Origin of the sequence: Paenibacillus sp. J2TS4 (genome assembly GCF_018403245.1) — a bacterium.
GTDB lineage: Bacteria > Bacillota > Bacilli > Paenibacillales > NBRC-103111 > Paenibacillus_L.
Genome location: NZ_BOSH01000002.1, coordinates 371394 through 393846, shown reverse-complemented (window position 1 = coordinate 393846; position 22453 = coordinate 371394). Strand labels below are relative to the sequence as shown.

At 48.4% G+C, this 22453-nt stretch carries 19 protein-coding genes and 1 pseudogene; all 20 read right to left on the bottom strand.

Annotated features, from left to right (window positions below):
* Window positions 1-8 precede the first annotated feature (8 nt).
* Window positions 9-1016, bottom strand: coding sequence for a FecCD family ABC transporter permease (locus KJS69_RS06005; RefSeq protein ID WP_213582566.1), 1008 nt, complete (start codon window positions 1014-1016; stop codon window positions 9-11).
* Between the two features lie 10 nt (window positions 1017-1026).
* Complete coding sequence (locus tag KJS69_RS06000) at window positions 1027-2073, bottom strand: ABC transporter substrate-binding protein (protein ID WP_213582564.1); 1047 nt, start codon at window positions 2071-2073, stop codon at window positions 1027-1029.
* A gap of 137 nt (window positions 2074-2210) precedes the next feature.
* A complete protein-coding gene (locus tag KJS69_RS05995; protein WP_249730388.1) occupies window positions 2211-3827 on the bottom strand; it encodes an ABC transporter substrate-binding protein in 1617 nt (538 codons plus the stop codon).
* A gap of 690 nt (window positions 3828-4517) precedes the next feature.
* Window positions 4518-6512, bottom strand: coding sequence for a Fe(3+)-hydroxamate ABC transporter permease FhuB (gene fhuB / locus KJS69_RS05990; protein WP_213582562.1), 1995 nt, complete (start codon window positions 6510-6512; stop codon window positions 4518-4520).
* A 95-nt stretch (window positions 6513-6607) separates the two neighbouring features.
* On the bottom strand, window positions 6608-7615 hold the full coding sequence (locus KJS69_RS05985; protein ID WP_213582560.1) for an ABC transporter substrate-binding protein: 1008 nt from the start codon (window positions 7613-7615) through the stop codon (window positions 6608-6610).
* Between the two features lie 386 nt (window positions 7616-8001).
* Window positions 8002-8418: a DUF1801 domain-containing protein gene (locus KJS69_RS05980; RefSeq protein WP_213582558.1), complete on the bottom strand. Its 417-nt coding sequence runs from the start codon at window positions 8416-8418 to the stop codon at window positions 8002-8004.
* A 251-nt stretch (window positions 8419-8669) separates the two neighbouring features.
* Window positions 8670-9824 carry an NUDIX domain-containing protein gene (locus tag KJS69_RS29920; protein WP_213582556.1) on the bottom strand — a complete coding sequence of 385 codons (1155 nt, stop codon included), beginning with the start codon at window positions 9822-9824 and terminating at the stop codon, window positions 8670-8672.
* A gap of 32 nt (window positions 9825-9856) precedes the next feature.
* Window positions 9857-10372 (bottom strand): GNAT family N-acetyltransferase, encoded by a 516-nt coding sequence (locus KJS69_RS05970; protein WP_249730409.1) that lies wholly within the window; start codon window positions 10370-10372, stop codon window positions 9857-9859.
* 49 nt (window positions 10373-10421) lie between these two features.
* Window positions 10422-10897 (bottom strand): annotated as a pseudogene (locus tag KJS69_RS05965) (HAD-IIIA family hydrolase); the annotation flags it as partial.
* Window positions 10898-11194: 297 nt separating this feature from the next.
* Window positions 11195-12382: an MFS transporter gene (locus KJS69_RS05960; RefSeq protein WP_213582554.1), complete on the bottom strand. Its 1188-nt coding sequence runs from the start codon at window positions 12380-12382 to the stop codon at window positions 11195-11197.
* A 480-nt stretch (window positions 12383-12862) separates the two neighbouring features.
* A complete protein-coding gene (locus KJS69_RS05955) occupies window positions 12863-14203 on the bottom strand; it encodes an MmgE/PrpD family protein (protein ID WP_213582552.1) in 1341 nt (446 codons plus the stop codon).
* 90 nt (window positions 14204-14293) lie between these two features.
* Window positions 14294-15040, bottom strand: a complete 747-nt coding sequence (locus tag KJS69_RS05950; protein WP_213582550.1) for an amino acid ABC transporter ATP-binding protein — start codon at window positions 15038-15040, stop codon at window positions 14294-14296.
* A gap of 13 nt (window positions 15041-15053) precedes the next feature.
* Window positions 15054-15725, bottom strand: coding sequence for an amino acid ABC transporter permease (locus tag KJS69_RS05945; RefSeq protein WP_213582548.1), 672 nt, complete (start codon window positions 15723-15725; stop codon window positions 15054-15056).
* 33 nt (window positions 15726-15758) lie between these two features.
* The gene (locus KJS69_RS05940) at window positions 15759-16565 is read right to left on the bottom strand and encodes an amino acid ABC transporter substrate-binding protein (RefSeq protein WP_213582546.1); all 807 of its coding nucleotides are present in this window, start codon (window positions 16563-16565) and stop codon (window positions 15759-15761) included.
* A 108-nt stretch (window positions 16566-16673) separates the two neighbouring features.
* Window positions 16674-17171: a GNAT family N-acetyltransferase gene (locus tag KJS69_RS05935; protein WP_213582544.1), complete on the bottom strand. Its 498-nt coding sequence runs from the start codon at window positions 17169-17171 to the stop codon at window positions 16674-16676.
* Window positions 17164-18546: an adenylosuccinate lyase gene (gene purB / locus KJS69_RS05930; protein ID WP_213582543.1), complete on the bottom strand. Its 1383-nt coding sequence runs from the start codon at window positions 18544-18546 to the stop codon at window positions 17164-17166. The genes KJS69_RS05935 and purB overlap by 8 nt, the downstream gene beginning before the upstream one ends.
* 163 nt (window positions 18547-18709) lie before the next feature.
* Window positions 18710-19876 (bottom strand): amidohydrolase, encoded by a 1167-nt coding sequence (locus KJS69_RS05925; protein WP_213582541.1) that lies wholly within the window; start codon window positions 19874-19876, stop codon window positions 18710-18712.
* 506 nt (window positions 19877-20382) lie between these two features.
* Window positions 20383-20703, bottom strand: coding sequence for a hypothetical protein (locus KJS69_RS05920; RefSeq protein ID WP_213582539.1), 321 nt, complete (start codon window positions 20701-20703; stop codon window positions 20383-20385).
* 274 nt (window positions 20704-20977) lie between these two features.
* Window positions 20978-21853 (bottom strand): phosphotransferase family protein, encoded by an 876-nt coding sequence (locus KJS69_RS05915; protein WP_213582537.1) that lies wholly within the window; start codon window positions 21851-21853, stop codon window positions 20978-20980.
* Window positions 21854-21895: 42 nt separating this feature from the next.
* Window positions 21896-22438 carry a P-loop nucleotide/nucleoside kinase family protein gene (locus KJS69_RS05910; protein ID WP_213582535.1) on the bottom strand — a complete coding sequence of 181 codons (543 nt, stop codon included), beginning with the start codon at window positions 22436-22438 and terminating at the stop codon, window positions 21896-21898.
* Window positions 22439-22453: the final 15 nt, after the last annotated feature.

The window sequence follows — 22453 nt, the reverse complement described above, 5'->3', positions numbered from 1 at the left end:
AGGTCGCTTTATTCACGCTTCCCGCCCCCTCTCGTTCTGATTAGATAGAGAAAGAAAGGAACGCCGAGGATGGAAGTGACTACTCCTATCGGCATCTCGAACGGGTGATTAAGGAATCGGCTGAGCACATCGCACAGTGCAAGGAAAATTCCGCCAATTATACCGGAGCAGGGAATGATCCATCTATAATCGAGTCCAGTCAAAAACCGGACGATATGCGGAATGATAAGGCCGACAAAGCCAATCTTGCCCGCGAGCGCTACGGAAATGCCGGTCAAAATGACTACGCTGAGTGTTGCGGCAAACTTAATGAACGTCGTCTTCTGTCCCAGGTTAACGGCAATTTCTTCACCAAGCGACAGGACCGAGATGGATTTGGAAAGCAGGATGGCCATTCCAATCCCGACAATGGCAAAGGGGATCGCGAGCTTGATCAATCCGGGGTCCATTTGATGCATTCGCGCATTGTACCAGAAGCTGATATTTTGCGACACTTGAAAATAAGTCGATAATGCCGCGGAAATACTGCTCAAAAATGTGCCGATAATGGTGCCCAGAATGGCCATCCGAACAGGTGAAAGCCCCCCGGGAAGCAGGCTTGCCAGCCCAAACACGATGACGATACTTAAGGCCGAGCCGATAAAAGAAAACATAATCATGTCCATGGACGAAGAATTAGGTATTAAAATCATACAAAGCGTAATGGCAAAGGCGGAGCCGTCGGTCACTCCCATTATGGAAGGGGACGCCAAGTAATTCCGGGTCATCCCCTGCATAAGCGCTCCCGAGATGGCCAGGAACGCTCCGATTAACAGAGCACCTATGACTCTCGGGATTCTGGAATGGACAATAATCTGATGATCGACGTTGCCGGAATCAAAATGGAGGAGCGCGTCGTTAATGGTGCTTATCTCGATGTTCTTGGCTCCGTATAAAACCGACAAAAGAATCGTAAATACAATAAGAAACGGTGAGCTCCACAAGATTAGAGCAGAGACATAACTCCTTGTCTGCATTAGACTCTACTCACTTTTCTAGAATTAGCTTGCTGTTCTTAACGGCTTCCAGGAAAGTGATTCTACTGTAGGTCGAGCCGCCTTGGCAAATCGGATCCACCAGATTGACAAACAGGTTATCATTTTTCACCGCATTCAGGCTTTTCCAGATTGGGTTGTTCTGAAAGTCTTCCAATGCCTTGGGGGTATCGGTATTTTCAGACTCTGCAAACTGGACAAAGAGATAATCCGGATTCATCGCGGACAGCTGCTCCAGGGAAATGGTTTGCTGAGCCTTCGCTTGCTTGATTTCTTCCGGAACACTGGCTCCCAGATCCGCATATACCGACGGATTGAAGAATACATCTTCAGGATAAATAGCGAGAGAACCAGCACGGACTCTAAGGATGACAACCTTTTTATCTTTGAAGACCGGCCCGATTTGTTCTTTGAAGGCACGGCTGTCCTCTGCATATTTTTGCAGCACCTGCTCCGCTTGCTCCTGCTTGCCTGCAAGCTCTGCCAGCAGCTTCAGATTATCCTGCCAATAGGTCGAAATGTGAGATACGGGGATGGTCGTCGTCACTTTGTTTAATTTCTCCAACGTTTCGGCAGGAAACTTCGTGCTGGCGAGGATGACATCCGGCTTCAGCTTCAGAATCTCTTCAATATTAGGCTGTGTCTTTTCCCCAATACCGACCGTATCCTGGGTAATGGGAGCGAACATCGGGGCGAATTGACCGCCTGTCGTCATCGCACCGATCGGTTTGACATCCAGAACCAACGCATCCTCCATCGACTCCACCGATCCGGTGATGACAATTTTCTCTGCTTTGGCCGGCACGGTGTACTTTTGATCCAGGTATGTAATGGTCCGCGTTTCGGTTTCGGCACCTTCGGCATTTCCTTCGCTGCTGCCCTCATTATTGGCCCCATTGTTTGGTTCTGCGTTGTCGCTCTGTTTCCCCGTCTCGACGTTTGCCGTGTTGTCCGGCTGGGCACCTTGCGTCCCGCAGGCTGCCAGTACCAGCAGCAGCAGTATAAAAACGACCCCGCCTGTCCATAACTTCTTCTTCATTTGTATAGCTCCCTCCATCGTCTCTATATAATGATAATCATTCTCAATTAGATTATAAACTACGTCCCCCTGTAACAACATGGACAATATCCAGAATCGTTTTGGACGATTTCCATATATGACGAGTAAGAGCGGGTTTACGGAGTGCTTGCGGTTAGTTGCCTCAGCAGATCATCCACCATCCGTTCACAGGCATAAGCGGAATATTCTCGCCAAGGATCCGAAGAAATGAAATAGACGTGGTTCCGGCGCACAGCTTTCAAATCGAGCCATATCGGAGAAGCTTGCAATTTCCTCCATTGGCTCAATGATTCCGGCTCCTGGCACACGTTCAACATAATCCGATCGCAATCCAGCTCGGTCAGCTGCTCCACGGTTATCCTTTGCCTGTGCGAGGAGGAATCAAAGTCCGGCACGCTGTTCAGCTGCAGGTCCTCGTAGAGCACCTCGGTCATTCCTCGAGCGGGCCATAGATAGTAATTTTGCTTATGAATACTCATAACAAGCAGGATATCCTCCTGTAATTCCCGGTGGAGCCGCTCTCTCGCGGACTTGAGCTTGCTGTCATAGCTCATCAGCCAACTATCCGCTTCATGAGAGGCATCGAGATATTGCGCAATGAGCTGGAATTGCTCCCGCCAATTTCGTTCCCGCCAAGGAACGGAGAACACCTTCGCCAGTTGATTCAATTGCATCCTTTCACGGGAATACAGATGATCATCGCTGCATATGACAATTTCGGGTTGGGCATGGCTGAGCGCTTCCAGCTTCGATTCCCAGTCTTGATTAAACCGGTAGGCGCTCAAATGAACGGGAATATCGGCCCGATAAGTCCGGTAATAGTAGGCCGTCCATTTCGGATGCAACGGGGCTGCATACGGAATTATATTAAGCGCCAGCAAATGACCGAGAATGGGGGCCGTATAAGCAGCGATTTTGCGGCGGCGGTTTTTCATATAGACGGTGGGTGCTACCCCTATTTCCTTTTTAAATTTGCGGCTGAAATAAAACTCGTCACTATACCCCACTTGATGAGCAATATCACGCAGCCGGAGATCCGACTGCGCCATAAGCTGCTTCGCACTGTTGAGCCTTACCTCCGTAATGTAATCGATGGCGCTTTGACCATATGTTTTTTTAAATAAATCCACATAATATTTGGGGCTGATATCAGCCAGACGAGCCAACTGCTCAATGGTCAGACTCTCGCTGTAGTGGGCGTCGATATAGGCCTTGCTCCGATCAAGCGCCGTGCGGGGATCATCCTCGGGGCGCAGCCGAACATTTTTCATGATCCAGTACAGTAATTCTTGAAAGGCTGACTGCCCGCGAAACCGTTCCAACGACTGTCCGCTATTAGAACAGTGGAGTATTATTTTGCACAGCTTAACGATTTGCGTATCCGGATGAATCGGAACCTCCCCCGCCAGCGGAAAAGCTTCGGCTTTCTCCGAATTCGTTATGATATCGAAGGTAAGCACATATAGGTCCAGCAAATCGTCGGACTCGGAAGTCAGGCCGATCGTTTGTCCCGGCAGAACAAATTGGACTGCGTCGCCTCTCAAGCCATATTGTGTATAATCAATGGTCAGCCTTCCCCTGCCCTTCCTAACTACGAACAATACATGCGAATGAACGAGCTGGGGCTCGAGCTCACTTGTACGCAGCCACTCTACGCTCTGCAGTCTGTAGCCCATACTATCCAATAAAAGACATAGATGTTCTGTATTCAGTGGATCGGACAAAAGTAACACTCCTCTCTATGAAACGATAAAAGAACGCTGAGGTTATTCGTCCCATGTAATCATCCGGACAACGGATAACCTTCGATATCAGTCGTTCGTAAAGAGCGCATGAGAAGAAACGGTTTCACCTCTATAGAAGACGGATGCGTTTCTTAAGGTGAACCTTGGAATATATAACATGTAACATGATGAATTATCATTTCGCGTCAGCAACTGGTAGAAAGCCTGCAATTGTGCAGCCTTTCAGGTCGTTATGCTCCGTTTCCGCCGCAAAGCCTACAAAATTACATCCTTTTTCTCGTTCCAGTGGCGTTCGGTTGGTTTCATACGAAAATTACTGCATTATCGCAGGCTTTTCTTTTGAACGATCGAACGCGATTCATAATAACGGTATAATCGCAGGAATTCGTGTTTACCATTGGCACTGTGAACGGTTGACCGCCCTCAGATATATGTGAAATGAAAGGCTAAGCATGGAACGGAATTCCAATGGCTACTCATGTTCCCAAGAATTAATATAGCAAACTGCAACCAGAGCATGGGGGGTGTGGGTTTCTCCAGCTATATCAAAGATTTTCTTCTAAGGTTAAGCTGCGAAAGTGGAGATGCAAGATATAAATTCACTTAAAAATAGACCCGTCTCGCAGCGAGACCGATCTATATTTATAAACCAGAATAAAGGATTAGCCATCGCCGGAATTACTTTCGCGCCGATTTAAACATTAAGAAGAACAAGTAAGGGGCACCCAGCAGTGCCGTTATAATCCCGGAAGGAATGTCCCTGGGGATGAGTACGATTCGCCCGATCCAATCCGCTGCGGCCAGCAGCACCGCACCGAGCAGAGCCGCAATGGCCATCGACCTGCGGTGACTCGTCCCGACAAGCATGCGTGCGGCGTGTGGCGCGAGCAAGCCGATGAAGCCGACTGCGCCTACAGCCGATGCGGCTATCGAGGAAAGCAATACGGCGATCAAGGTGACGGATAGCCTTGTCTTGCGGACCTGAAGGCCCAGCCCGATAGAGCTTTCGTCATGGAAGGAAAGCAGATCGACCTTCCGGCCGAGCCACCACGCTATCGGCAGCAATACAGCAAGGGTCGGCGCCAAACGGCTTACCTCGGTCCACCCTCGTCCATAGGTGCTGCCGGCCATCCAGGCGAGCGCCGGCGCGGCGGTCATCTTGGCCTGAATGATGAGTATATTGACGAACGCCGAGCCGGCCGCAGCTACAGCGATTCCGACGAGCGTCAGCAGGATCGGGTTAAGCCCCCTTCTCCAGGAGATCGCATACACGATCGCCGAAGCGGCTATCCCGCCAAGGATGGCTCCTATCGGCATCCAGCCATAGAGCTGCGGAAAAGCGATGAGCATCAGAATCGCACCGACGCTGGCACCGCTCGTGACACCTACGATTTGCGGATCCGCCAGCGGATTGCGGACGGCGCTCTGCATCAGGCTGCCGCTGACTGCCAGCGCCACGCCGGCCAGACCTGCCGTCAGCATTCGCGGCAAGCGCAGCTCGAACAGAATTTGCCGATAGAAGTCATCTCCTTGTCCCATGAGCGCCGCGACAACATCCGAAAGCGGAATAGGCACGGTTCCGCTCGTCAAGCTGCTGATCGAGAGGACTGCGAGCAGCACGCTGAGCAGGATCACCCAGACGGGATAAGCCACCCGCTGCGACCCGCTGCCCATACTGAGCGATTGCCCCGATCGGGAGCCCGTACTGACGGCACGCGATACACGCAGGGCCAGCCAAATCAGCCATGGGGCGCCAATCGCGGCGGTAATGGCCCCGGCCGGCAGCTCTCCATAAGCGTTGATAAACGTGCGGGCCAGCATATCCGAGCCGGTCAATATGGCTGCTCCCCAGATGGCGCTGACGGGAATAAGCCAGGCGTGCCGGCTCATTCCCGATAGGCGGACCAAATGCGGAGCCAGCAGACCGATGAATCCGATCGGACCGACGACGCTGACGCTGACACAGGCCGCCAATATGGCGATGGCCATAACGAATAACCGGGTCTTTCCTACCTTTTGCCCCAAGGAACGCGCCGTTTCTTCGCTGAAAGACAGCAAGTCCAGATGTCGCGCCGCTAGACAGGCGACTATAATTCCCCCGAGAATCCACGGCCAACTGAAGAGAACCCCGCTCCAATCGTTCTGTTTCAGTGAGCCAGAGCCCCACAGGAAAATCCCTTGAGCTGTTTCTTGATTGAACAACAGAAGCGCGCTCGTGAGAGAGGAGAACACCAACGTAATAATCATCCCGGACAAAGCTATCCGGATAGGAGTGCCCTTGCGCCCCCCTGCCATGACATACACAGCGGCCGCCGCACAGGCGCCTCCGAGCACAGCGAACGGTAGCGGATGCTGATGCAGCAAAGCCGGCCAGAAAATCGTGCCAAGCACAACGATGAAATAAGCTCCCGCATTGACGCCCAGTGTCGTTTCCGAGGCTAACGGATTTCGGGTGACCGTTTGCATGAGCGCGCCGGACACGGCAAGGGCCGCCCCGGATAGCAGGCCCATGACTGTACGCGGAAGTCTAACGCCGCGAATCATATGATGATCGGATATATCCTGCGGGGACAGAAGGGCCTGGATAACGGAATGAACGGATATATCCGCCAGCCCTTGCGTCAGACTCAGAAACGCAGTAATGAATAGAACGGCCACTCCTCCAGCCAACATCCATAACGGCCCCCGGCCTCCTCCGGCTCGTGCGGAGGGGACGGGATGGTTGTTCAAGACAGGAGCGGAAGCCGCTGGTTGACGATGGAAACGATTCATTTCGTTAGCAAGTCAGCGGTTTTCTCAGCCATAATTTGCGCGGACAACGGGCCGCCGTATGGCCACATGTCTCCACCAAGAGCATATACCCGATTTTCCTTGACGAAATTAAGGCCGTTCCATACCGGATTGTTCTTCAACTGATTTTCAATCACGTTGTCGGTTTCCTGAATAATATGCAGGAAATTGGCGTCCTGCAATGCCGGCAGCGCTTCTACATCCGTTAAGGTGAAACCGTAAATTTCAAATTGCTTTGCTTTGTACGCATTGGTCAAGCCAATATGCTCTAATATTTTGACCGCCATGGAATTGTCTGTAGATAAACGAAAGTCCACTGAATTTTGATTGCTGTAAGCCATAGCAAGCACGAAAGGAACTTTATCCATCCCTGCTGCGGCAATCTTTGCTTTGGATTCTTCATAGGATTGGTTCAAATCTTTAAGGACTTGTTCGGCCTCGTCATTCTTGCCTAATACATCGGCAATCGCCTTGAAGGTGTCGATCATCTCCGAATACTGATCTCCCTGACCTTCCTGCGGATAAGGCTCATAGACAAGCGTGGGGGCAATTTTGTCCAATTCTGCATAATTGGCCTCCACATTTCTTTTCAATCCTATAATCAAGTCAGGCTTGAGCGCCATGATGGATTCCAGATTCGGAGCGATCCGCTCTCCTACATCGACGACTTCCGGTGCAATCTCAACCGGCAGTCGGACCCATTTCTTCATATTGGCAATATCCGCGATGCCTACAGGCTGGATACCAAGAGCGAGTACGTCTTCGGCATAAGTCCATTCGAGAGCTACTACACGCTGCGGAATGCCTTTAATATCGGTGTTCCCGAGTGCATGTTGAACGGTACGGATTTCTTGACTTGCCTTCTGCTCCCCTTCCGGTGCTGACGGAGACGCCGCAGGAGCCGGGCCGGAGTTGCCGCCGCAAGCAGCCAGCACCAGCATTAAAGATAATATAATTAGGACTAAGGATAGTTTGTTATGACGCACGATAATTCCTCCAATAAGTATGTAATTTAATTGATAATGATTATCATTATTGATTATAACCTTGCTCCCCTCCTCCTTGTCAAGTAAATTCATTGTGCAATCCTCTGTCCTATAGAAAGCGCCTCTCTCTTACCCTTGCATCGGCAGTATCCTCTCTCAACAACGGAAGCTGAGCTTGGTTGTTGTTCGTCGTTTCTCAAAAGACAAAAAAGCTTTGCAAAAGCGCGTGGCGGCTTCCGCAAAGCTCAGGAGCAATCAAACGATTATACTGTTGTTAAATATAATTGATAGGAAGTGGCTGCAGCCCCGCTGTTTACAGCCTAGTTCAGACACTCCCATCCCAGCACTGTGAATCTGTCGGGAGAGGCGCGTTAGAAAGCAGCTCCTCAGTTGTAGGTTTCTTTTAAGAATGCAACCGATTGGTTGATTAACGCTTTCAACACATCTACATCAATATCTGCTACTTTATTGATATAAACGCAGGCTTTGCCGGTTGTGTGTTTTCCGAGATTTTGTAATAATTGTTCTCGCTTAGGGTCACCGACGGCAAAATACAAGCTGATTTTGGCTTTGCGAGGCGAGAAGCCGACAAGCGGGGCATCGCCTTCATGGCCGGATTCATACTTGTAGTGATAGGAGCCAAAGCCAATAATGCTCGGTCCCCACATCTTGGCCGGATAACCTGTTGTTTCTGTAAAAATATTTAGCAGCTGATAGGCGTCCTCACGTTTTTTGGGGCTTTCCACATTTTCAATAAACTCCAGGACACTGTTATCCGTTTCTTTTGTTTTCAGTTCATACATTGGCAATTCCTCCCAATCCACTTCTTGTATATTTCTACGCACACGATCCGCTTAATGAGCATTGACTCAAGTTCAGCAGCCCGGACATCGTTCTCTCTGTTGCTCGCTCTAATGATTGATTGATTCTATAGAAACCCGCTTCCTCTATTATAATCTTAGGAAGCAAATAAAAAAAAGCAGAACCTCTGATCCAAATATAGGATCAGAGGCTCGCATCTTCGGCCCTGCGTGTAGTCTGAGCTTGCTTTCTTTTAATCTGTTTTTCTGAACCGCAGAATCACTGCAGGCGCAATCTCATACCAATCAAATTTATTATTTTCTTTTTCTTTCTTGAAACTGGGTTCTTCCATCCCGTCGAGTACAAATCCCGCTTCAAAAAACAGCTTTAGGTACGTCGACAATGGCCTGTGGAACATGAAATGCGAAACCGGCTGTCCTCTGATCCCTATCGCCTCGTAGGGCTGAGGGGTCAGATATCCAAAGGTCTGGATACTGTTGCGGATAACGACCGTACCATTGATTTCTTCGGTCTCTTGCACTTTTCTCATCCCCGGGGTTTGGAAACATGGATGCGTAATGGAAAAAACGAACGTCCCCTGTGTTTGAAGCAATTCATACAATGCTCTAATCAACGGGGTTATGTCGGCTATATCCATCAGTGCCATGTTAGCGACTGCACTATTAAATCTGTGATATCCAAGCTCCATCAAGGACTCATAATTTGTAGCATCGATAACCCGGTAATCGATTTGCTGTCCAAAGGACTGCGAGCGCAATCTGGCTCGCTCAATCATTTTGGCACTATAGTCGAAGGCAATCACATTCGCACCCAGCTCCGCGAGCCTTCTGGAGAAATTGCCATTGCCGCATGCAATGTCTAGAACGGTTTGACCTTCATCGATTTCCAGTAATTTTTCGGTATAAGGTCTAATTAATTCACGATGGAACTGGTTGCTTTCCTCTCCCATATAATCATCCCAAAATTCCGCATTTTCATTCCACCTGCTTTGTGAATCCTTATTGAGTTCCTTCCATTCACTCAAATTATCTTCCCCCTTCTTTAAAGTCATGCGGATAAACATTTCTTTGATTTCCTCTGTTTTGCTATCCCATTTATCTCTTTCTTGGGGTCCAATCCAACCGATATCCAGCAGACCCTGTTCTTTTTTGAGCTCTCCGCCCAAGTGTTGAACAATATAAGTAAATTTACCTTCGGTTTGACATAAAATTTGTTCGATTTCAACATCCAATCCGGTTTCTTCTTTAACTTCCCTGATACAAGCCTCCTCGGGTGTCTCTCCTTCTTCCACATGCCCACCTGGAAAGTTCCAAAAGATTCTGGCATGCTTATGCTGCTTGACCATTAAGAACTTGCCATCCTTAAATAGAATCGCTTGAGAAATCAAAACCCCACCTCCTCGTCCATTAGTAAGCGCCGCTATGGCAAATCCAAATTCCTCCACCCTAGAGCTACTTCAAATAATAGATTTTCTCCTATTTTTATTTCTTTTCTTGTCAATACTTCTCCACCAAGCTTACGATAGAATGCCATAGCGGGATTCAATTCAAGTACCCATACCAGCATAGAAAGGTAGTTCATTTCCTTTAAAGCATTCATGACTTCCTGGACCAGCTTTTTTCCAATTCCTTTCCCTTGATATTCTTGCAATATATAAATTGCGTATAATTCCCCTTCATATTCGGTAGTGTCCACCCGATTCCTGCCCCCAGTTGAAAATCCGACAATTTTCCCTTCATCTTCAGCCACGAATATTTTGTCATCCTGATCTAAATGATTAAAGGTCCACTCCCAGTTCTTCTTACGCGTCTCTAAAGTCAGTTTAGATAAATAGACTTCCGATACTATACCTGTATATGTACTTCTCCAACTCTCCACATGGACTCTGGCGATTCCTTCCAAATCATTATAATTTGCTTCTCTTATAATTATCATGACCACGCTCCCTCCCTCCTTGAGAGTTTTATTGAATATCTTTGCCCTGCTAGATATTTTCTACATATTGCCTTGTCCATTGCACTGCATCTGCGAAATCGCCTGCAATATAGTCTGCTTCAGTGAATGACCATTTGTGCCTATACTTGTTTAGAGCCTCCTGACCTGCTCCGGTTAAAACTAATATGTTCATACAACCCGCATGATGGCCGGCAACCATATCGGACCATCTATCTCCAATCACTATACATTTTGTCAGGTCTAAATGATGATCTTCGGCTGCTTTAAATAACATTCCAGGATTAGGCTTTCTGCACGGACATCCTTCTGTATGCTGATGGGGACAAATATAAACACCATCCAACCCGAAGCTAATCATCTCATTAACAAATCAATTTCTGTTGCTTCTCCTCGGGAAATTCCCGGTTGGTTGGTAAATCCGTACAGCTTTATTTTTAGGTCCTTTAGCAGTTTTATAGATTCTCGGGTGGAGGGAAATAATTCAAACGATCCGGGGACATGTAATTAATGATATTAATAGTTAATATAATTAGCCATTTTCTTTTTTCACCGATAATAGGATGATCTGTATGTATTATCTCATGTATTTATTGCAAAATCATCCAAACAATTCATTTTGCGTCCAAGCGGTGGGATACTGCTCATCCGGGTTAGTTATAAGCCTGCAGGCTGTTCCATTTCCGCTATACACATATAAAAAGCAAAGAACCGTATGCCTTTGCATGTACGTTCCTTTGCCTGGAGCCAAACGATAATCGTATATCGAATACAGTACCGTAATCAGGATTATTTAATTTTTCTTCATTTGGCACTAGAGCTTGATGAAATGGCAGCAGGTCTCTTCTTAAGCGCCAATAGACCGGTAACACCAATCAATAGGATACAGAACGAATACGGATACGCGAGATGAGCCGTATATAACGCGGTGCCGGTAACAGGCCCGAGGAAAGAGCCGCCCCCTTGCAAAGCTGCAATATACGAAGCGACACTTCTTTGTTCATGGTCTTGCACTGCATGAGAGGCCCCTGCGCTATACCCGAGTAAGGTAAACCCGATGCCAATCCCCAGAAGGACAAAGTCGATGTAGGCGAATTGAATGAATGTTAACAATCCCAGCATGCCCAAGGCAACAAATAGCAACCCGACACGCAGCACCCGTTGGGGCGGCCATTGCAAATATTTGCTAATCACGATTTGCGAGACGACGACCATGACGCCTGAAATAGTCAGTCCGAGTCCGATGAGCTGCGTTGCTGCCTGAACATTATACCCTAGCGTATCCTGCACATAAAAGGCGATTGTCACCTGCACAATATTCAATGCGAGCGATAGGACAAGACCTATCCATAAATAGAAACGAATCCTTCCATCGTTAAGCGAAAGCACAGAGGCCTGACGATGCATCTCTTGTTCCGGCTCATTTGCAATCAGCAGCACAAACAGGAGCATCATCGCAAAAATCAGGATAGCCGCCGCATACATCGGTGCGGTAAGGCCAATCGCCGCCATTCCCCCGCTCATCGCCGGACCTAACACGAACCCCAGTCCGTTGGCCGCTCCGAACAACGCCATTCCCCGCGTACGTGTTTCCCTAGTTGTCCATCCCATCACGTAGGCTTGGGCTATCGCCGTAATCCCCCCAAAGAAAAACCCTGAGATCGCACGCGGCACTAAGAAAATCCAAAATAAGCTGGTTGAACCTTTTAAACGGGTCTCAGCATAGTCGGCTAGCAGAGCAAACAGGATGAGTGTGATCAGATAGACCAGCATAATGGAGGCCAGCATCATTTTTCTGCTCATGAACGTCTGTTTTTCCCAAAAATACCCGCCAAGCAGCCAACAAAGCCCTGCTACGGATACTAAACACCCTGATTGAAGCTCGCTCAAGCCAAGTGTCCGAGAGAGCGGACCAATAATCGGATTGAAGGCCGCAATGGAGATCATCCCGCACAATACAATAAGAAACATGATAATAAATCTGTATTTCATATCCTCTCACTCCTATTGATAAGCTATCCCCAGTCTGGTTTCTCCCTGTTTCCATTGATGCTGACGGCGGCGAAACGACGAAGCTTTGGAGGAGTGGACCAGTGGTTTCGAATCCATACCGAGGAGATTCTCTATTATCCACCCCATAATACAATGGATAAGAGTCCCTCCTCTACCACTAGCCGGAATACTTTAACGGTTAGAAGGATTTATGCGGCCCAACAAAAAAACTGCTCCGAAAGAGCAGTCTATTCCTTGCATCGCCTTTGATCTAATTGGGGTGCAACTCGATTATTCAGTCATGCCTAGACTTCGTTTATACAACGAAGATCTCCTCGACGGCTCGTTGATACCCACCCGCAGCTCGGAACGAATCGCCCACTTCTAAGCATACCTTTCGAATTGACGCATCCTTGAGTCTGCTGTCAAATTAAATGACTTTCGACCTGAGCTACGATTTCATTCCGGCCAGTTAATTTTTCATTCGTGCGTCACTTCAGAGAGTTGCCTGGCAAATTCTTTGTGTATGTCCCCTATCTCGTCCAGTCTTAAAATTTGCTCGAGAACGACGGGGGCATGAATATTTGTTACATTGCAATTAAACTTGGACAATAGCTCCTCTTCCGTTACCGGATTGCCCGGTGAACCTTTCGGGCAATCCCCGATTTCACTTATCGTTTTCCCGTTCGTCATGGTAACGATGATTTGCGTATATTTTACGGTGTCGGAAACGTCGAATATATTGGTCCGTTTCATTTTCTCCATATACGCCCGGATCTCCTTACGGATCGGAACCCTCTGAAAGTCATCCGGGTGTACACCGTGTCCGCTCAGGATTAGTGCGACAATGTACTCGATGCTGAACCTTCCCTCTTCTCCGTTGCTTGGGTTGCGATTAATTAATGCTGCATCACTATGATGCGTAAAGATGAGCTCAATTTCACTAATATCATGAAGAGGGATTGGACCTATCTGTTCTGCGGCATGAAGGCCAAAGTAGGCTCCGGAGCAAAAGGGATACAGCTTAAACCACAACCCCGGAGTCTCGATGCGCCACGCCAGTCCATTGTCTTGCAGAAGTTGCTTGCGGGCCTGATCTAATCCTTGACCAAACACAGCAAAAAAACCAAGGTTCCCATCCAAACTTGTCCTGTTGGATTGAAAATCCACATCGGCTAATAGCAGCGACCTCACCGCTGAGGATGCGGCTAACCCTGCGTGCAGCGGTTTGGTTTCTGTGCCGAAATGGACACGCAAGCCGCTGGCTTGAGTCGTGGCTAAACCGAGCGCCAAACACGCCTTCTCGACCGAATAGGACTTGAAATATGCACCGGCTAACGAGGCCGCCAATACGCCGGCAGTGCTCGTATTATGGAAGCCCTTCTCATAATGTTCATTCGTTAACGCTTGGGCAACTCTGGCCATGGCTTCGACACCGATGATGTAGGCTTGTAAAAAACGCCGGCCTGACATGCCAGCCTCGCATAAAGCTAATAAAGCAGGCAAAATAACGGAGCTGGGATGCCCGCGAACCTGGATATGTACGTCATCGTAGTCTAAAGCGTGGCCCATAAAGCCATTGATGAGTGCAGATTGGGAGGGAGAAACCTTTAACGGGTGGAATAACACGGGAGCAAGCGTATGTCCGCCTTCCATGCGGGCCATCTGGATAAGCTTGGCCACTCCCGAGTCATCCTTGCCTGCATAAGAAGAGGCAATGTAATCCAACAGTCCATATTTTGCTTTCTCCAAGCTATCCTTAGTAAAGGGGGTGTTCCACAGCTTTTCGACAAATGAGAAAGTGAGGGTATCTTTACCCATGTTTATCACCTGCATTTCTATTACTAATGGAGGGACAAAGAAGCCGTGGATGGTCCAGGCAACTGAATCATCCACAGCACCTTGAGGAAATTAGGATTTGGATTCCGAAGTTAAGTGCTTAAGAAATTGTTTGGTACGATCCTCCTGAGGATTATTGAAAAATTCCTTGGACTTTCCTTGCTCCACAATATTACCATTAGCTATAAAAATGACATGATCGGAAACTTCGCGGGCAAAGTCCATTTCGTGGGTAACGATAATCATCGTTGTCTTCGTCTCGACAATCGACTTCATGACCTGCAACACTTCCGAGACCAGCTCAGGATCAAGGGAAGATGTCGGCTCATCGAACAATATCGCATGCGGTCTTAGAGCCAGTGCACGGGCTATGCTGACACGCTGCTGCTGCCCTCCCGAGAGGGTTGCCGGATAGTTATCTTTTTTAGTTTCCAGCCCGACTTGTTTCAGCAATTCCATGCCGATTTCGTTTGCTTCTTTTTTCGGCATTTTCTGCACAACAATTAACGACTCTGTTATATTTTGCAATGCCGTTTTATTTTTATACAGATTATAGTTCTGGAACACCATCGCGGTTTGCGAACGCAATTGCTGAATTTCCTTGCGCGTGCAGCTTTCTGCATTCAATTTCACATTTCCGATTTCGATAAGACCGGCATCGGGCGTCTCCAGGAAGTTCAAGCAGCGGATCAGCGTCGATTTACCGGACCCGGAAGGACCGATAATCGAGAGCACTTCCCCGTCCTTCACTTCGAAATCAATCCCGTTTAAGACTACCAAGTCATTGAAGCTCTTTCTTAAATTCGTGACTTTTATCATAATCATTCAACCTTTACGTCTTGTATGGGCGATCTAAAAATTTCTCCAGCCGTTCTTGCAGATAAGAGTATACAATGATTAGTCCCCAATAAATCAAGGCAACCGCCAAATAAGCTTCAAAGAAACGGAACGACTCTGCGGCCTGCATTTTGGCCTCGGCAAAAATTTCTACGACCCCCAGTGTAAAAGCAAGGGAAGTTTCTTTAATGAGACTAATAAAAATATTGCCAGTAGCCGGCAGTGCAATACGTGCCGCCTGAGGCAGAATGACCCGGCGGTAAGCCTGCATCTTCGTCATGCCGCCGGTTAGACAAGCTTCCATCTGACCTTTTTCCACCGCGAGGAAGGCCGCGCGGAAGATTTCAGCCAGGAAGGCCGCTTGCTTGAATCCAAAACCGATAATGGCCGCGGTTACGGCATCCATTTTTGAGAAAAATGGAAACAGCTGCGGCAATCCGTAATAGATCAAAAATAATTGGACCAGCATCGGAATGGCGCGAAAAAATGAAATATATACGCCGGCCAGCGATCTCAATACTTTGAGCTGGCTATTGCGAATCAAGGCCAGCACCAAGCCGATGATAACCGCGATAATCATGGAGACTACCGCGATTAACAGTGTAATTGGAATATATTTGGCAATTTTGGGAATAAGCTCTATAATATACGATGGATCAAAATTCATGTATCATCACTCACTCACGTTAGAGCAAGACCATTACTCTTTCGTTGTAATATCTTCTCCGTAGTATTTGACCGAAAGCTCCTTTAATGTACCGTCTTCTCTCAATTTCTGAATCTCTGCGTTGATTTGTTCAATCAAAGCTGTGTTTTCGTCCTTTTTGGTGAAGGGGAATCCAATATCTTCATAATGGAAAGGTTCGCCAACGAATTTCAAAGGCAGGTTATTTTTCTTGATTTCAGCCAGCAGAGAAGCTTTGGCATTGACATACCCGTCAACACGCTTGTTAAGGACATCATTTTGGGCACCGTCGCGGTTTTCATAAGTACGAACATCGATTTCCCCGTTCGCATCAAATTTTTGCAGGTTTTTGACGTTTTGCGAGCCTAATACACCGGACACAGTTTTACCTTTCAAATCATCCAACGTTTGGATATTTTCGTTGTCTTTATGTGTTACGATCGTAATTCCGGCATAGGAGTAAGCATCGGTAAAGGCATATTTTTCTTTCCGTTCGCTAGTGACCGCAACGGCGTTCGCAATGGTATCAATTTTGCCGGTCTCTAATTGGCCCAATAATCCGCTGAAGTCGGAATTAGTCCATTTTACCGTGTAGCCGAGCTTGGCGGCAATCGTCTCAATAACTTCCACATCGAAGCCGACCAGCTTATCCCCTTCTTTATAGCTATTCGGATAAGATTGTCCTGTAGCACCTACGCGAAGAACTTTCTCTCCTTCACTTTTACCGGAATTACCGGTATTGTTGGAATTCGATCCGGAGCACGCTGTCGTAATCAAACCGAGAAGTAATACTGAAATCAGAACAAAATATAATTTCCTCATCTGACATTCCCCTTTTTATGCTGTTATTTCTTTCGTGCAGCTATTCACCATCGCGAAATGGCCTTTCATCTAAGCTTATCCTCACACTAAATCGTCTTGAGGAAATAATTAAGGAGCAGCTTTCACAAGATTTTTCTTCATGTAAATCGTAAGATGTCCGCGCCCCAAATCTTTAGAGCCTTGAATTTCGTAATCTCGGCGCTTGTACATCTCAATCAGCCAAGGGTGTCGATCTGCTGTACCCAGTGAGACTGCCGGGGATTTCAACGTATCCCGGATCATTACTTCCTCGCACCAGGTGATCATCTCCCGTCCGATCCCTTTGCGTCCGGCATCCGGATCACTGGCAAACCACCAGAGATGAGGTACGCCAAAAGGACCCGGTGATGGTCCCCACGGCATTCTTGCCGAGATGGTGGATACGATCTTGCCGCCCTCTTCCATAACGAAACACATATTGTCGCGGATGTTCTTCTCTACCAATTCCAAGTCTGCCGAAGCAGCGGCGAAGTTAATGCCCAGCTTGCGAATCGGTTCATAGGCGCGCAAGGTCAGATCCAGGAGAGCAGGCGCGTCCTCCAAAGTGGCCAGTCGGAAATCAGCCATGCTGTTCATCCTCCCCGAGCCAGCCCGATGCTTCGGCGGCGGCCAGCACCCGGTCTACCGTTTGCGGGGCCGAGCCTAGATAGGTGGAAGGATCCATGAGCTTCTCCAGCTCTTCTTGGCTCACGGCTTCCCGGATGCGGGAATCGTCCAGCAGCACCTCGCGGAAGGGAATCCCTTCTTCCACGCTCTTCATGCACAGCTCATAGACGATCTCATGAGCCGTCTGCTTGCCCATCGGCTTCGCCAGAGCAAACATGACTCGCTCGGAAAGGAGGAGACCGCCGAGTTGATTCAAGTTCCGCAGCATGTTCTCTGGCTTCACGACCAATCCGGCGAGGATAGCCTTGGCGGAAGCTAACTGGGCGGCGAGATAGATGCAGCTTTCCGGCAGTGCAATCCACTCCCCGCGCCACGACATCGCATCTCGCTCATGCTCGACAATCATCGATTCCTGAACGAGCGCAACATTGTAGCGAATCGGCTTGGTAAGGCTGGCGAGCCCTTCCAGCGCCGCCGGATTCCGCTTATGCGGCATTGTCGATGAGCCGATCTTGCCAGAGCTGAACGGCTCTTCCACCTCGTCGATCTCCGTGCGCATCAAATTGTAAAATTCGTTAGCCATTTTGCCAAGAGTGCCGCTGATCATCCCCAATAGACCGGCATATTCCGCCGACCGATCCCGTGACGAGTGCCAGCTTATATTCGGCGCTCGCAGTCCCAGCCGCTCCAGCGTCTTGCGTTCCACCTCCGGTCCGAGCGGTCCGAAGGAAGCATAAGTCCCTACACCGCCTCCCATCACGCCGGTGAACACCCGGGACTCCGCTTCGCGCAGCCGCTCCAGATGGCGGATCGTCTCATCGAGAAGGACCGCAATTTTGAAGCCGAAGGTGGTAGGCAAGCCCTGCATTCCATGAGAGCGTCCTGCAATCGGGGTTTCCCGATGCTCGCGCGCCAGCCGGGCCAACTCGCGGGCAACGGCGCGAAGATCGCGTACAATGATGTGATGAGCTTCCTTAAGCTGCAGCATCATTCCTGTATCCACGATATCCTGTGTAGTCGCACCGTAATGGACCCATTCCCCGTGTTCGGGTCCGCTAAGCTTTTGCAGCGCCTTCAACGTCGGCATTAAAGAGTGCTTGACCTTCAGAACTTCCTGTGCGATCTCCGGAATATTCATCAGCTCTGCCTTCGCCTTGGAAGCAATGGCTTGTGCGGACTCAGCCGGGACGAGTCCTACTTCCGCTTCAGCAAGCGCAAGGGCCGCTTCAACATCCAGGTGCTTCTGCAGCCGGTTCTCATCTGACCAGACCTGACGCATTTCTGCGGTTCCGAAATTATTCTGGAGCATGAACATATCGATTACATGTGATGGCATAACTGCTTTCCTCCTAGATCTCAGGTGAATGAACACAAATCTGTTTCCAATCCAAAACTCTGCCCGTACATACGGAGGCGCGAGCGGTTCCCGCCGCCAGCGCCCCTTTCAGCGGATCGACGAAGATGTTCCGCCAGACTGTTGTCGAACATAGAATCGAAGCTTAACCGATCGATTTCAGTGCATCAACGGCTGCTTCTGCAAATAGTGCCGCGCTGATGGATATCGCATCTTCATTCAACGTGAAGCGCGGATGATGCCATTGCTCTGTCCCGCCGGTTCCCATCCATATGAAACATCCCGGCAGTTGCTCTTGATACAAGGCGAAATCCTCGCCTCCCATCGTAGGCACGGCCTCCACTACTTTAAGTCCTTGAGCAAGAGCCGCCGTATGCATGATTTCCGCCATTCTGGCATCATTATTTACCGCAGGCAGCATCGACGTCCACTTCAAATGCGCCTCTGCTCCGTATCCGGCCGCCACATTCTCTACTACCCGTTTCATATGACCCGGAATGCTCTCTCTTGCCTCCGGCTGAAATGTCCTTACCGTGCCTTCCAGAACACCCTTATCCGGGATGACATTCCAGGACGAACCGGCTTCCAGCCTGCACACACTAACAACGGCTGAATGATGCGGGCTGACATTGCGGCTTACCAATGTTTGCAGTGCCGTAACCATGGCGCTGCTCACCACAACCGGATCGATCGCGGCTTCGGGAATTCCCGCATGTCCTCCCCTGCCCGCGACGTTAATTTCGAAGCGATCTACCGAGGCCATCAAAGGGCCCGTTCGTATGCCGACGGTTCCGACAGGCAGCTCCGGCTTGTTATGCATGCCGAAGACTGCGGAGACTCCTTCCAACGCTCCCGCTTCGATAACGGCGCGAGCTCCGATCGCCTGTTCTTCCGCTGGCTGGAACAGGATGCGGACGGTTCCGTGAAGCTCATGGACGTGCTCTTGCAGCAGCTTCGCTGCTCCAATCATCGATGACGTATGAAAATCATGGCCACAGGCATGCATCTTCCCGGTAACAGTTGAAGCGAACGGCAAGCCCGTCTCTTCCAATACGGGAAGTGCATCAATATCAGCGCGAAGCATGATCGTCGGACCGGGATGCGCTCCCTTCACTTCGGCCAGCACGCCGGTCGGCAAGTCAAGGTCCAGCAGACGAATCCCTGCTTCCGTTAACCAGGACCGAATCTTCGCGGTTGTCTCATATTCCTCATTAGATAGCTCGGGAAATTGATGCAGCTCCCTCCGCATCGCTACAAGCTCAGGCTGCAACCTTTCGGCTTCCTCGCGGAAGGAGGTTGATAGTGTCGTCATAGAGCATATCCCCTTTATTTTTGTCTAATATGAATTTCTTTTGCGAAATATGGATTTCTACTATATAATTTCTATTAAATCAACTGATCAGATATCCTCCCCGGTTTCGCAGCCGCTCCATGCGCAGCAGACCATCGGGAACAAGCAATCTGATAGAAAAGGATAATTTATTCATCTATCGATTCAATATATCCTATGGGAATAGTGTGAATTAATGTTGATTCTATAGTAGAACCTATTCGTTGTCAATCTATAATTATTAATTGATTTGTCTTTAAAAGAACTGTATCTCTGCAATTTTAGGGGTCGGAAAGTCAAAAGTGACCTTTCACTATCGAAAGGTCACTTTTTTAGTACGAGGTATCGCCAATCCATTAACGTAAATTGAAAATATTACAGTTCTTGCCAAATTATTAGTCGGCCCCCTGCCTGCCTTGACTTAGGATGACCGACTTAATTTATATTTATGGCGGCATTTGATGTCAGATGGCCGGGAAAGGAGATCCCTATGAATGGGACTCCAATTGGTCAATGCGTTCTATCGCTTCGTCAAGGTCATTGTCGAGCATTCGCATGTGACCTTCCAACTGACGGAAGTTGCTTTTCGTTTCTCTGCGAAAGATATGCAGTTCATTGGATACGGCATTCAGCTTTTCATTTTGTTCTTCGACCTTGCCTTGCAGTTTATGTACATCCATAGCCACTGCCTCCAGCTTTGCATCGGTTTCTTCTTGATGGTCGCGGATCGCACGGCTGATTTGATTAAGTTCTTTTTGCCCTTCTTCAAGAGCTTCAAGCTTCCGCAGGATCAAATCAAGTTTGTCCATGTGTCCTTCCCCCTATTTTTTATCTCCTAAAATTCAGTTTATCACAACCACGAATGAGAATTCTTTGAAACTTTTAGAAGCTGGGACAAATATACCTATCTACCGGGTGATACACAAAAAAGGGGCTGATCTCAGGTCATCTTCGATGACTTTTATGGGACAGCCCCTCTTTTTATAAATGATACAACTATAATTTTCACCCCGTAATGAATAGCACGGACGGTGAGTTGTTTCTACGAGCTGCAGTATTTTCCTGATTGCTTGGAATGACGCTCTATCTGTAATCCCTGATTCCGTTTTCCAAAGCTTCCCTATCGTTATGTTCCACCCCATGCAGTGCTTCCTGCAGCGCAAACGTTTTTTTATAGAAAATGGCGCGGTCCAGCAGCTCCAATCCATCAGGGTACAAATGAAGGCACCTGGATAAAAAGTCCTCTCCATAACTGGCCAGTATTCCCGCAAAATCATAAGCCGGGTCGCCCAGACCGGAGCCGCCGAAATCAATAATGCCCGAGATTCGGCAACAGTCCGCCTCCCACAAAATATTCGACGCCCCAAAATCTCCATGAATTAACGTTTGTTTAATATTCAGATGTTTTTCTTTTGCCAAAAACGCATCAAACATGCGGGAAACTTTCTCTCGGGCGTCCTCTCTCATTAACGGATACAGCATATTCTGAATTTTGGCGTACCATTCCTTAATTTCACAACCCGGCTCCCGGGTTTCATGCCCAAAAATATGGGCGATTTGTTTCCGGGGAATGGAATGCAGGGCATGAAGAAATGCGGAAAGCTGTGTTGCAAGCCCATTCAGCACATTTTTATCCTGAATATTAACCAGTTCCTCTTTCCATAGAGGAGTCCCCTGAATGAGCTTGTATCCGGCAAATACTTTCCCTACTTCCATTGCTTCAAACGATTTGTAAACCGGATTGGGGATAGGTATCGTTGCATGGTGTTGAATGGATTCCAATAGAGCCGTCTCTATTTTCAAGCCCGTGATCCCTGCTTTATATTTGGGAAACCGAAACACATAACAATGATTAATGATGAAAACATCGTTATTTTGTCCAATATCGTTCGGTGCGACTTCTTCAATGGACAAGTCCGGATATACGTTTTGGATAAGTTCAAGATATCGAAAATCCATATTTTAATTCTCCCGATGTCAAAGGTTTAAAGCCGTTTACGTTCAAGGTTGCAGAACCGCATCCTGCAATCTGGTTAAAATTTGCTCAGCGGTTTGTTCCGGTGTCCAGTCGGAGGAATCCAGCCATAATCCAACTCGTGGGGTTTCGCTTCGCAGCACATGATCAAGATCGGTTACGGTCCAGATTCCGTATCCTTTTTTGGATCGCAAAGCCTCCCTCTGGGCGACAACCGACGCATTGGGACATAAAACTATAACGTATAAGGGGCGTTTTTTGACAAACGAAATAAAGTCATCCAGCATACGTCCAACAACAACGTCCTGGACAACAACCGTAAATCCGGCCTGCAAATACGTATCTGCCGCTTGGGCTGTGAGGCGATACCGGAGCCGCAGTTGATCCAATTCATCCTCGCCGGCATTCGGACTTACTTCTTTTCGATCGCTAACTATCATTTTCCGAAAAACATCGCCGCGCAAATGAACCGATTTATCCAATCGCTCCGACAGCAATTGAGCGACTGTCGATTTCCCGCTTGCCATAATCCCCGTAATTAGAATAATACTGGGCGATTCTAAAAACATGGTTTGTCTCCTCCT